Raw genomic sequence first — 13,758 nt, forward strand, 5'->3', positions numbered from 1 at the left:
TTTATATCCAAGACTCTCTTGCCTTTTTTGCAAAAAGGGGAAAAGACTTCGGAACTCGTCTTTTTCTTTGTAAACTATTTAGTAGATTCCAATTTATTCTTTTTTAATCTCCAAAAGATTCCTGCATCATCCAGATTGTTCTTATTTAGCCCACGCCCCTCTAACACTATTGTTTTCAATATTTTAATGCTACAACTTTGTAGAAGAAAACTAAGTCAAAAACAAAAATGAAGTAGTTATGATCGTAAACCTAATCACCAAAGAAGACCTTCAGGAATTTAGAACCGAATTGCTGGAAGACCTACAAAATCTATTTCAGATCAAGATTTCCCAGCAGAAATTATGGCTGCGTTCGTCAGAGGTCAAAGCACTTCTAAAAATCTCCTCCGGAACACTGCAAAACCTCCGTACCAATGGAAGCTTATCTTACACCCGTGTCGGCGGGACATTATATTACAATTACAAAGACATTGAAGAAATGCTGAAAAATAAGCAATGATATTTCGAAGCACCGAAACTAAATTATGAATTATATTAAACATCTTACAGCTTTCTATGAAAAGGTGGCTCAGGATAATACGCTTAATCCATCACACATCAGCCTCTATTTAGCCTTATTCCAGTTCTGGAATTTCAGCCGTTTCCGAAATCCGGTCAGTATTTCCCGCGATGAAGTGATGCGTATCAGTAAAATCCGCTCAAAAGCCACCTATCATAAATGCCTGAAGAATCTTCATTCTTCAGGCTATATTATTTATCAGCCTTCTTATAATCCGTTTGTAGGAAGTCAGGTGGTGATGTTGGATTTTCGAAATAAGGAGTTAAAAAATTAAATAAGGAGTATAACAAAAAGCAGATAGCTCTCGAACAAGAAATAAACAGCTTGGATATCAAAATTTAAAAATGTGATTTGGCAAGTGTTAATTAATGACTTCTATAAACAAAAAAGACTTAACAAATAAAACTATTCGTATTTCACACAAAAGTAATCCATTATTTGAAAAAGCAAAAAATTCCATTGTCACACGCTGAGAAATATCAGGAAGGTAAGTATAGCTGGAGAATTTACTCTTTTAACAAACAATTTAAAACACCTCAACTTTCCGAAATCAAAATACATTTCGTAGAAAAAATGTTTTACCTGAAGAAGCAAAAAATTCTTAAATCAAAGCATTGATAACACACATTGCAACTAATCTTTCTTTAACTTAATAAAATCCAAATACAGCAATCGGTTGCTCTCCCGATTGAGAGAAATATTTAATTTGTTTGGATATGAGGAACAAAAAATGATAAAAGGAAATAAGAAACTTGATTAAAGAAAATATAAAATCCCTTAATGGGATTTTTTTGGTTATAATTTCAGAATATATATTGAAATTTGATTAATTTTATAGAGTTTTATTGTATTTTATTAGCAATTATGGAAAACCGTAATTTAATACAAATAAAAAAAACTAAATTCCCAAACTATGAAAATTAAATTTTTACAAGCATTTAATGGAGATTCCATTTGGATTTCATTTGAGGAAAATGACATTCCAAGAAATATAATTATAGATGGAGGCATAGGAGATACATATGAAAATAAATTAAAGAGAAAAGGTGATTTATTTGATGCTATCGATTATATAAAAAGTAATGGACAGAAGATTGACCTTTTAGTTCTGACTCATTTCGATGACGACCATATTGGTGGATTATTAAGATGGTTGAATAAAGACAAAGAAGCTCCAACGCTTATTAAGAAAGTTTGGTTTAACTCTGGAAAAGAAATAGCTAAAGAATTAGCTATTGAAGAAAATCAAGATTTAAATATTGAAATTAAAGAAGGTGAAAATGATTTTTATACAAGCCCCAAACAAGGGATTAAGTTTGAAGAATACCTGTCAAAAAATCAATTATGGGATGGTAAAATAATCAAACAAGGTAATAAAATTGATCTTTTAGGATTAAAGTTCAAAATATTATCCCCAAGTAAAAAAAGTCTAAAAAACTTATTAGAACTATACAAAAAAGAGGAAGACTATTTTACAAGCGGTGGAGAGTTTGATTTTGAAACATCTTTGAAAGATTTTATAGAAGAAGAATCTAAACCAAAATTTAAGTTTAAAGAAGATAAAAGTATTCCTAATGGTAGTTCCATTGCTTTTATAATGGAATATGAAGGTAAAAACTTTTTATTCTTAGGTGATGCACATCCATCAGTAGTAGTTGAAGGATTAAATAAATTTGAAATTGATAAAGAAAATTCTTTACAAGCAGAGCTAATAAAAATTTCACATCACGGAAGTAAGCATAATACGAATTCAGAATTGCTGTCAATTATTAAGACCGATAATTATTTAATAAGTTCAAACGCCACTAAACACGGTTTACCAAATAAAAGAACAGTTGCGAGGATTATAAAAAATAATCCAAATGCTAATATTCATTTTAATTACGATATAGGTACAAAAATTATCACAGATGAAGATTTTAACGATTTTGAATATTTTAAAATCAGTTCTAAAAATGAATTTAATTACTAATGACCGAAAATGATATAAAAAAATACTCAGTTATTTTAGGGGAAGGAAGTGGAGCTCTATTTCAACCTGCTGATTCAGATAAAACATATGTATTGTCTGCAAGGCACGTGTTCTATGATGAAATTAAAGACGAAAGAGGTAGAAAGAAAAACGAAGTTAAAAAAGAAATCACTTTACGTTTTGCTGATTCACAAAATGAGGAAAAAGTAATTGAAATCAAAAATGGAGAAAATTATTTTGAACACTTTGAGTCATCAATTGATGCTGCTATATTATTGTTGCCAGATATAGTAGGATATAATCAGATTTTTACTGACAGTTATACTTCTTCTAATGGATATAATATGGCAGGATTCCCTGAAAGTAGACGAGCATCTGATGATAAATACAATAAATATAAAATATCAGATATTATTTCTTCCGACCAAAATGTTTTAAGTCTCCGGCTTGAAGTAGCTCACTTGTCGCATAGTGATATTTCTGGATTTTCAGGAGGAGGTATTATTAAATTTAACGATGATTATCTTACTATATGTGGAATACAAAGTAGAACTCCTGAAGAGGACTGCAATGGGGAAATTTCAGTTGTTCCAATTATGCGTTTTATTGAAATAACTAGACAGCACAATCTCCCAGAATTACTTCCATCATTTTTGGTCAATTTCAAATTTTTAAAACAATCTGCTTTTAACTTTGATGCAGGAATAGATGATGAAGACATTTCTTTTACAAGATTATTTTTAAAGCAAAAGACAGAAGAGGTTCTTTCAAGTGATATTACTCCTCGATTTATTAAAGATTATTTTACGGATAGATTGCTGATTAATGAAAAGGATATGCTAAAGCTAAATGATGAGTTGATTTATATTACCTGGCTAGAGTTTTTGACTTTAATAAATATTGTAAAAGATAAGGCTTGTAACATTAGTGATTTGGAAGATATCTTTTGCTATTTGAGATTATTGTACAGAAAAACTGATACAGATTGGTTGGAGACCGATTTTTTAAAGGATTGTTTGGTTTCTAATTATGATGGTTTAGAAGAGAATGGAACTGTATTTATTAAAACGAACAAACCTCCAATAAAGTCAAATATTAAACATTACAAGTTAGATAAAGGTAGCATTATTCCACGAATCGATTCTCTAAAGAGCAATTACGAAAATGGAACACTCAACTCTGATGTCAATAATATCACAAATGCTCTTTCTGAATTAAAAGAATTTGTATTTGAAAAATATAATTTTATCCATTTTGAATATCTGAAACATTTTATGTTGGTTGAAAATAGTGAGAACTATAAGACTTTCAAAAAATCAAATGAAAATGAATTACTAATAAAACTCAAAGAAGAATATGGAAAAGTATTCGGAATATAGCCAAGAAATTTTACAGGAACTATCCAATAAATATACAAATTGTACTTTCAATTTTCAATTGGTAGAATTAAATGTCAATATATCAGTATTTTTTGTTTTAACAAATTCTTCTGTCTTGGAAGAAAATAATTTATGGCAAAAAATTTCTGAAGAAGTAGCGTTGAAATATCAACCAAAATTAGAGTCGGTTTATGAAAAATGGAATTTGTATATTATTTATGTGACAAATGATAAAACCTCCAAAGAGCTGAAGAATAAAATAGAAAATGATAAATTCTCAAGTAGGAAAATAGTTGAAGATAATTTTTCGCAAAAATTTGATGAAGGTGAAGCAAACAAACTAATAATAAAACATATTACAAATTCTGATTTGAAAGAAATTGTTGATATAACCAGAGAAGTAAACATTTCTAAATATGTTCCTTTAAATACTGATTTATGGAAACTTTTAGATACGGGAGATAAGGTTATAGGTGATAAAGAAGCTCAAGAGTTTATTGTTAAAGAATTGAATAAAAAATGAAAATCAAAAGTGTAAAAATAACTGGTTTCAGAGCATTTGAAAAAGAAGAAAACTCAACTTTTGATTTTACTTCCAATGGCGAGATAATGGACTTTGCATCTATTTATGCACCTAATGGATTTGGCAAAACTTCTTTTTATGATGCGGTAGAATGGAGTGTGACTCATCAGATTCAAAGATTCGACAGAATGGATGATTTCGAGAAAATGAGGAAAGAAAATAGTCTTCCCTTGTTATTAAATAATTCATCTAAATCTGGTAAAGTAATTGTCGAAACGGATTCAAGTACGTTTGAAAATACAATCAATAAAAGAAAAGTTTACAGCACAAAAACTAAACCTGATAACGAGTATTTTCGTAATCAAATATTAAGTCAGGATCTGATAGATACTTTTATAAAAGAAGAAAGGGCTGAAAAACGTTATGAAAGATTTCTTGAGATAGATGGTGATTTAAAAAAATATGATTCTATTTATAAAAAGGCAGTAAAGGTTTTAGACTATATAAAACAGGAAAAAGTACGAATTGATGGAGAAATAGAAAAACAGAAAAAATCACTTCAACTAGAAATTGATTACGATCAAGAGTTTAAGAAATTTGATGAAATTAATGAATTAATAAGCTTTCTTAAAAAGAACGAAGAAACTCTTGATTATGTTACTAGAGAGTCATTTGACGAAACACTGCACGACAATTTATCTAGAAATGTTAAAGTCAGATTATTAACTTTAGAAGAGGAATTTACTAAAGTCGGATTACAGATTGATAATATTAGATTGGCGAAAGACGGTGAAGAAAATGGAGAGAATAAACTGAAAGGTGGTGTTTTAGACTATGTTGATAACAGAAAGAAATTAGAAAATTTTGAAGATCAGATAAAAGAACTAAACCGAATTATCACCTTAATAGAAAATAGAGATAAGGCTCAACAAGAAATAGAAAATGCAGATAAAAATCTTTCAGAACATCGAAAACGTTTAGAAGAAGTTCTGGATATTGAAAAGAAAATTGAAGATTTTTTAATTTTACAAAAAGGATTAGAAGAACAGGAAAAAAGAATTGCGGAATTCAAAAATGAAAATGGAGTAAAAGAAAGTGAAAAATTTTTGATTGAAGAAGAAATCAACTTGCTAAAGAGTAAAAATGACCATCTGCAAGAATCTTTGAATCTAAATCAAATCAAGTTAGAACAAGTTCCTAATCAAAAAACTAAATTAGAACAATTATCTAAGAACCATCAATCTATTATAAAATCAATCGAGGATTTATCTAAATTAATTGACGATAAAGAACTAAAATTACTTGAATTGAAAAGAGTTTTAGAGCAGTTCGGATATTATGAAACTAAAATTGATGATGACTTAGAACTTTTATCAGAATTTGCTCAGTTTACCAAGCATCAGGATTTAATTACACAACAGCTTGATCTTAAAATTAATTTTGAAATAAAAGATAAACAATTAGTTGAAACACAAAGTAAAATAAATACTCAAAATCAGTTTAATAATGAACTGAAGGAATTTGTAAATCGTGGTTTGGAAATAATTTCACAGACCCATACTTCAGATTGCCCTCTTTGTAATCATCATTATAATTCGTTTGAGGAGCTGTCTAGTAACATTGTAGAAAACAAGTTTTTTGATAACCAGCTAAAAGAAAATCTGGAAAATAAAATTTCTCTTGAAACGGAAATTAATGAATTGAAAGAAAAAATGCTTTCTGGTAATGAAAATATTAAGAAATCTTTTGCCTTACTAAAACAACCTTTTTCTAATGATTATAACAACTTGGAAAAAGAAATAGAAAAATTGAATTTACAGAGAGAAGAAAAAAAACAAGAACTTAAAAATAATCTTGAAAGCACAAACGAGATATTAGTGTTTTTTGGTAATGAACAGATTCCTGATGAATTAGCGAAGACAATACAGGAAGAGATTTCAAAGATTTTAAAAGGAATTAATGATAATACCGAGCTTATAAATACAAATAATAAAAAGACTGGTGACCTTCTAGTTATTATTAACGGTAATAATGATAATATTAAGCGATTAAGTGATAATATTGAAGTACAGCAAAAATCGGAAGATTATAAAATTGTTATTGATTATTTTAACCTCGTGTTAAACCACAATCAGGTTGATAAGGCTATTTTATTAAACGCAAAATCTGATATTGAGAAGATTATAACTGAATTCATAACTGAAAAAAAGGAATTTGAAGACTCTTTAAATCAATTAAACATAGAATTATCCAATCACAATTTATCTAAACAGGAATACAACAATAGAATCCAGCAGATTAATGATGCAAAAAAATTAATTTTAAGGGTGTATGAAAGTTACGAAAGCTTTATAAAATCAGAGTTTAATATAGAATTGAATGATAAGGATAAATCTCAAATTGAAAAAGAGTTTTTTGATTTAATTGAAAAACAAAAACAGTCTCAAAAGATTATAGAAGATAAAATCGAAAAGTATAAAATTATTGAAATACTAAAAGATGACTGTCTTAATGCAACTGTTTCTCAAAAAATCCAAGATAAGATTAAAAATTACCGAAATAACCTAAGCGATCTAAATAATGCAGAGATACAGTTGAATAATGAAAAAGATAATCTCATAGAATACCTTACAAAAACTATTGATGAATTTTTCTACACAGAATTGATTAATAAAATTTATAAAAAGATAGATCCACATCCTGATTATCAAGCAATAGAATTTAAGTGTGAGTTTGCAGATTCTAAACCACGATTACAGATATATACTACAAAAGTAAATGATAAAGGTGAAGTAGAAAGATCAGTTCCAGCTCTGTATTTCAGCACTGCACAAGTAAACATTTTAAGTTTAAGCATATTTTTGGCAAGAGCTTTAAAAACAAAAAATCCAGAAACAAAGGAGGCGGTTGATTGTATTTTTATAGACGACCCAATTCAATCAATGGATAGCATAAATATTCTGTCATTTATTGATTTGTTTCGTGGAATTACCTTATCACTAGGGAAACAATTGATAGTTTCTACACACGAAGAGAATTTTCATTTATTATTACAGAAAAAAATTCCTAATGAGTTATTTAAATCTAAATTTATAGAGTTCGAAACTTTTGGGAAAGTAAAACAACCCGTTTAATATATTTTCTTAATGCCTTTAGAAGCAAGAATCGTTTTAGGTTACAAGAATATTTTTGGAATTTCAAGCAGTGAGAGTGTTGTTGAAATAATTGCAGGTATCAGCCCCGATACTTTGCTATTAATTTTGTGTAAGACATCAAATTTATTGTTTAATCAAAAGTCATCCAACCATATATTATCTTTATTTGCAAGTACTGCAACGAAGGCATCAAAAGAAATACAGCAGATTTCTTTTGTTTTAAATCAAAAAAGAGAAAATGAGATTTTTAATGAGAAAACAAATTCTGAGTTTTTTAAAATTGTAATAGAAAATTATAGTTATCTACAAGAGAGGAAAATAGAAGAAAATTTTATTTTTATTGAAAGTCATTTTTTCAAAGCCTACCTAATCCTAAATGAAGTTGTGTATGTGTCAAAAAATGAAGAAAATTTATTTCTTGACATCCCTAAAGAATATTATGCTGAATTTGGTCAGATTATATTAGGAAAAAAAACAATTCAGTATTATTCCAAAAGCGATTTCTATTTTGAGTTTTTAAAAATCAAAACATTACTACATCACTATTATTGTAATGATAGAGATATTCTAAATGAATTTTATAAAGTCAATTCTATTGAATATCCCGATATATGGATTTTTGAGATTTTTAAAATACTGACAGTAGCTGGTGGTAGTTTTTGGATTGAAGAGAATCAGTGGATGTGGCAGTACTGTAATGAGATAAAAATAAATAAGTTTTTTGATAAGTCAATTTCAGATACAGAGTTACGTTTGAATTGTCTTTTTTATCACGATGGTAAGTATGCAATATTGAAATGGACATTTTTTCTACAACATTTGTTTTATAAAATCTACTATCAACTTTTCCAGTTGTATAAAAGTAAGTATAATCAGAAACTAACCTTTGCAAACTACAAGTCTAGTATTTCAAAATTAATTTCTGAAAAGGTTCTTTTTAGAAAAGTTATTGAAAAATCATTTAATCATAAAGGAGTTTTTATAAAGTTTGATGAAGAAAAAATAAGCGGGTTTCCAGATTGCTATTTACGATATAACAATTCGATTCTATTATTTGAGTTTAAAGACAATACTATAGGAGATGATTTTATAGAGAATGACAGTTTTGAATATGTAAGATCTTATATAGACGATAGATTCATTCAAAATAAAAAGAAAGCAAAAGGAATTTTACAACTGGCTAATTCAATAGATTATTTGAACAAAAATATTGAAAAGATTGACCCCTTGCTATTAAAGAAATACAAACAGAAGTCTCTAGATATTTATCCGATTATTGTTGTATCAGATGAAATGTTTTCCCAGTCAGCAGTTGAGTCATACATTACAAAAGAATTTGGAAAGATAAAACCCCAGAATACAAAGTTTAAAAATATTAAAGACATTATAATGATTAATATGTCAAGTTTAATAGATTATTTTTTAAGTTGTGATAAGACCAATTATGTTAATATAATTAAGGAATATTCGAATAAGAAAAAGAAGTTTCGTCCCAAAGGATTATTTCCAAATTTTCCTGATATAGAAAGTATTGCTTATCCAAGAATGTCTAAAGCAAAATCATTGGTTGATTTTATAAGAGAAATTCCAATTTCTGACTTAAGTATTGATGAACAATTTGAGCAAATAAAGAAAAAAAGCTTTAGAGTCATCACCTTTCTCTTGAAATAAGGAAGTAAAAGTTATAATCACGAAATTGCTTCTTACAATTTGTTTTTTAAAATTTTAGTAAATTTGGAAACTAATGCAAACTAATATGAATAATACAAATTTGCGGTTTTTATCACAAATTTTTTCGACATCAGTATTTAAAAAGATAGTATCAAACGATTATACTACCTTTGATAATATTGTTATGAAACATTATTCGACTTATAAATCTACTTCATCAAACCTTGAATTATTAAATAATATTTATTCGAATCTTAGTAATAATTATCGTTGCGAATACATCTATAAAAATTTAGTATTCAAAGAAATTCTTAAGAAATATTCTTTGAATACTACGGTTACTTTTAACGAATTTAAGATTGCTGATTCTAAAGCAGATGTGTTTTTAATTAATGGAATTGCAAGAATTTTTGAAATTAAAACAGAATTAGATGATTTTTCTAAATTGCAGAAACAAATTTCGGATTATCAGAAGATAGCTGATGAAGTTTATATTGTTTCAGGAGCATTGCAATCAAAAAAACTATTAGAACAATATTTAAATACTGATGTTGGAGTTATTAAATTAACAAATACTAATAAGCTAGTTACTCTTAAAAAAGCAACTAAAAATAATGATAACTTAGAATTTGACAGCTTGTTCAAATTGTTAAGAAAAAAAGAGTATCTTCATCTTGTAAAAATAAATTTCGGTTTTATACCAGATGTTCCAAATACGAAAATATTTAGAGTCTGTTATGAACTTTTAAATGAGATTGATATTTGTACATTCCATTTGCAGGTTTTAAATATTTTGAAAAAAAGAAAACTAAAACGTGCAGATTTACTTGTGTCAGATAAAACACCGTTTGAATTGAGATTTATTTGTAATGCGTTGGACCTTAATGAGGATGAGTATGAAAATTTGTTTAATTTTTTAGATAATAACCATTTATGTACCACCCATATATTAGAGGAAAACAATTTGAACTCATTGGTATTAGAGAAATAACCCCTTCTATTTTATCTGCTAACAGAGATAAGATTTCTCCTATAATTGAGCCTGTAAAAGATTCATCAACTTTCCGGAAAACTCTTACTGAGCTTGTTAATAATAACATTAATTTCACTGTTATTGTCAATCCTCAATATGGAACTTTTAAAGACACTGAAAGCATTTTAAATTCTATTCAGATAGCATTAGATAATTACACAGATTTTCAAATAGGAGTTATTTTTGATGGTATGATAAACCATACTTTGATGCTATCAATTTTAAATCAATATCCAAGTTTAGCTAAATATCTAACTATTGTTCACCAAACAATATATGATAATATTGTGGATATAATTCCTCAATATGAAGAGATTGCTGAAATAAAATTTAATGTTGTTGATTTTGCAAATACCAGCAAAAGATATTTTCGCAATTTTGACAGAAGTACATTGGTGGAATTAGACGATTATTTTGGAAAGCAAAATAAAAATTCTGATTACCTGAATACTCCTGAAAGTTTTTTTTCAGAAGAACATTTACACTATATTGAAGATGGTTTTGTAGGTTTTTCAGATTACCTGACAATTGGAAATGATTATTCTGAAAGTGGTTTCCTTCCGTACGCAGTCGCGATACATCTATCGCACCCTGATTCTCAAAATAGAATATTTGTTCGCCATTTTGTTTCAAATTCAAATACTGACCAGTCTGATGTTCCTGGTAAATTTGCAGAAGCACTAGATAAATTAATAAGCTGGTGTGATACATCGGGGTACAATTCTGTTGCTATTCCTATTTTTAGAGATTATCATACTACTGGACATTTTCCAGGTTTGGGAACTCTTAAGAAATTGTCTTTAATGAATCACATAGATTTGGTTTTACGATTGATGTAATATGAATTGTTGTATCGGTTGTTTTGAAAGTCACTATCTTAAGCAGATAATACTCACAAATAATACTAAGGGAGATTGCGATTTTTGTGATTCTAAACAGGTAAATGTTTATAATGCGGAAGAATTGAATATTTTCTTTAAAGGTTTGTTGGATTTGTATGAAGTTGATGAGATAGAAGGTGATTCAATAGAAAATCAAATTCAAAAAGATTTTCCAGGTAAAGTATTTACCCAAACATTAATTACTAGAAATAATACAAAAACTTTACTTATTAATATGATGAGTGAAGAATCATCTGATTATGCAGATGTTTTGTCCAAACCTGTCATTCTAAAATTTCACAAAACTGATTATGAAGAGAGGATTGTAAAGCCTTTGGTCTTTTCTTGGGAAAACTTTTCTCGAGAAATTAAATCTGTAAACAGATTTCACTTTCAAAATAGTTTAGATTTAGAAAAATTAAAAGAAATTTTTGCTCACTATAAAAAAGAAATAATTAAAGGAAAAAATTTTTATAGAGCACGTATATCCTCTGATAAGAGTGGGTATCTTATTTCAGAAATGGGTAACCCTCCGAATAGTAAAGCTAGTGATGGACGTGCTAATCCTAAAGGTATCTCTTACTTGTATTTATCAAATGATATCAAAACTGCCTTGTTTGAAGTTAGAGCTAATTTGTATGACTATATTAGCGTAGCTAAGTTTAAGCTTAAGGAAAATTTGCAAGTGATTAATCTAAGTTCGAAAGTAATAGATATTTTTACTTTTTTAGATAACGATTTACTGGAAGAGCAAATTATACACCAGCCATTTATAAGTCGTCTAGAACAAGAATTAGCGAAACCACATAGGAAGAGTGATTCAGAGCTAGATTATCTTCCAACTCAATATATTTCTGAACTTATCAAATCTATGGGGTTTGATGGAATTGAATTTAAAAGTGCTCAAAATCCAGATGGTTATAATTTAGCTATATTTCATCCGGGTAAATTTGATGTTATAAGTGTAGAAGTTGTAGAAGTCACGAATCTTGATATTGAATATCAAAGAGTTGAGGTTGATATCTAATGGTTTAAAACAAGAGTCTCTCTAGCTATTCCCAAATAACATAATCAAATTTATACATACAAAAGCAGTGAAACGTTGCTTTTCAGTCAGTATAGTATTTAAAAATTTATATACAGTAGTACCGTCAAAAATAAAAACAGAAACCAAAAATAACTCGCTTTCCAGTCCAGCAGCTAAATTCTGTCAAGATCAAGTCCTCCGGATTTTCAGAAAAACTTTTTCCGTATAAAATCTACGCAAAAACTTTTTCCCAAAAACCTTGACAGAATGCCACGCTCATTTTCAAAAGGCTTTCTTTTTTTCTTTTTTTAAATTTTTTTTTCTTCGTTTTCTTTTAGAAATATTTCAACTGAGAAAATTCAGGCGCTAAGAGAAGGATTAAATTCTTGCTTTGAACACTCAAAAAAACTTGTTCAAAATTTGACCTTTTTACTTGCAGATTTGAACAAAAATTTTTAGTTTTACTACGTAAAATTTAAATTAGGATTTTACCACTTTTTTGCAAATGTCCTATTTAAGGCCATTCACAGAGATGCTACAGCGAAAATCTTATCCATAAAGCGGTGAGAAATGGGTACAAAATCCCTCACTCTCCGCAAATGCTTAACAAGAGTTTTTCTGAAAGCGTAAAAACATGAATACATCCTGCAAATTAAGATTTGCAGGATGTATTGTTTTTGGGATGAATGAAATTTCAAAAGCACTTCAAAAAATTTGTGATAACTCTGCAGTAGTTTTTAAATCACTTTAAAATTGCCATAAAAAATAGATTCAAGAGCTGTAAAATACCGGATGTTATGCTTTAATAACTACAGCTTCTCGTTATCGACTTTGATGATCCATTAATGAAGCATTTTTACACATTTTATTTACCAAATAAGTTTTTACGAAGATGATTATTTAAAATTATTAACAGTTAAAAAAAGATTATGTTATTAGCGAAGAAATTTTAAGCTCAGCTGGTGCTGGGTTAAAAAGATACAATCCAGAAGAAACGATTTTTCACGAGGGAGGCGCACCGTTATATTATTATCAAATAGTAAAGGGTGAAGTTAAACTGAATAATTATAATGCCGAAGGAAAAGAATTTATCCAGAATATTCTATTTGATGGACAAAGTTTTGGTGAGTCGCTTTTATTTGATGATAAACCATACCCAATGAGTGCAGTAGCTATCACTGCCAGTACTATTCTTAGATTAAGTAAACGAGATTTTTTAGAGATGCTGGCAAAGCATCCACTTCTCTTTTTTAATTTCTGCAAAGAGCTATCAGACGGGCTGTATTACAAATATATTATGCTTCAAAAAAATTCTCTGGAAAGTCCGGAGGAAAGGCTTATTGGCGTTATGGATTACATGAAAAGTTTTCAAAAAGAGCAAGCTACGTTCTCTTTCCAAGTACCTCTTACAAGACAGCAACTTGCCAGTCTTACAGGAATTCGTGTAGAAACTGCCATAAAAGCTATCAAACGTATGGAAAAAGAAAAAATTGTAAAAATAATTAACAGAAAAATTTTGTATTAATTCGTACCATTATGAAGTCACTCATAAAACCCG

Annotated in this window: 11 protein-coding genes; all 11 read left to right on the forward strand. The window is 28.4% G+C overall.

The features are described from left to right. Positions 1-238 precede the first annotated feature (238 nt). The 11 genes from ACNFU2_RS01275 (at position 239) to ACNFU2_RS01325 (ending at position 13,725) form a co-directional block, all read left to right on the forward strand. On the forward strand, positions 239-499 hold the full coding sequence (locus ACNFU2_RS01275; protein WP_288462491.1) for a helix-turn-helix domain-containing protein: 261 nt from the start codon (positions 239-241) through the stop codon (positions 497-499). Positions 500-524: 25 nt separating this feature from the next. Further along, entirely contained in the window at positions 525-833 is a 309-nt protein-coding gene (locus ACNFU2_RS01280) for a hypothetical protein (protein WP_418123357.1), read from the forward strand. 639 nt (positions 834-1,472) lie between these two features. Next, a complete protein-coding gene (locus ACNFU2_RS01285; RefSeq protein ID WP_418123359.1) occupies positions 1,473-2,531 on the forward strand; it encodes a ComEC/Rec2 family competence protein in 1,059 nt (352 codons plus the stop codon). Then, positions 2,531-3,910, forward strand: coding sequence for an ABC-three component system protein (locus ACNFU2_RS01290; RefSeq protein ID WP_418123361.1), 1,380 nt, complete (start codon positions 2,531-2,533; stop codon positions 3,908-3,910). The genes ACNFU2_RS01285 and ACNFU2_RS01290 overlap by 1 nt, the downstream gene beginning before the upstream one ends. Then, complete coding sequence (locus ACNFU2_RS01295; protein ID WP_418123363.1) at positions 3,888-4,433, forward strand: ABC-three component system middle component 1; 546 nt, start codon at positions 3,888-3,890, stop codon at positions 4,431-4,433. The genes ACNFU2_RS01290 and ACNFU2_RS01295 overlap by 23 nt, the downstream gene beginning before the upstream one ends. After that, positions 4,430-7,567 (forward strand): hypothetical protein, encoded by a 3,138-nt coding sequence (locus ACNFU2_RS01300; RefSeq protein WP_418123365.1) that lies wholly within the window; start codon positions 4,430-4,432, stop codon positions 7,565-7,567. The genes ACNFU2_RS01295 and ACNFU2_RS01300 overlap by 4 nt, the downstream gene beginning before the upstream one ends. 12 nt (positions 7,568-7,579) lie before the next feature. Next, positions 7,580-9,259, forward strand: coding sequence for a hypothetical protein (locus ACNFU2_RS01305; protein WP_418123367.1), 1,680 nt, complete (start codon positions 7,580-7,582; stop codon positions 9,257-9,259). 73 nt (positions 9,260-9,332) lie between these two features. After that, the gene (locus ACNFU2_RS01310; RefSeq protein ID WP_418123369.1) at positions 9,333-10,250 is read left to right on the forward strand and encodes a sce7726 family protein; all 918 of its coding nucleotides are present in this window, start codon (positions 9,333-9,335) and stop codon (positions 10,248-10,250) included. Beyond that, positions 10,193-11,131, forward strand: a complete 939-nt coding sequence (locus ACNFU2_RS01315) for a sce7725 family protein (protein WP_418123371.1) — start codon at positions 10,193-10,195, stop codon at positions 11,129-11,131. Before ACNFU2_RS01310 ends, ACNFU2_RS01315 begins: the two co-directional genes overlap by 58 nt. A gap of 1 nt (position 11,132) precedes the next feature. After that, positions 11,133-12,200 (forward strand): RES family NAD+ phosphorylase, encoded by a 1,068-nt coding sequence (locus ACNFU2_RS01320; protein ID WP_418123372.1) that lies wholly within the window; start codon positions 11,133-11,135, stop codon positions 12,198-12,200. A gap of 946 nt (positions 12,201-13,146) precedes the next feature. Continuing rightward, on the forward strand, positions 13,147-13,725 hold the full coding sequence (locus ACNFU2_RS01325; RefSeq protein ID WP_273651045.1) for a Crp/Fnr family transcriptional regulator: 579 nt from the start codon (positions 13,147-13,149) through the stop codon (positions 13,723-13,725). Positions 13,726-13,758: the final 33 nt, after the last annotated feature.

The organism is Chryseobacterium sp. PTM-20240506, from assembly GCF_048296755.1.
Lineage (GTDB): Bacteria > Bacteroidota > Bacteroidia > Flavobacteriales > Weeksellaceae > Chryseobacterium > Chryseobacterium proteolyticum.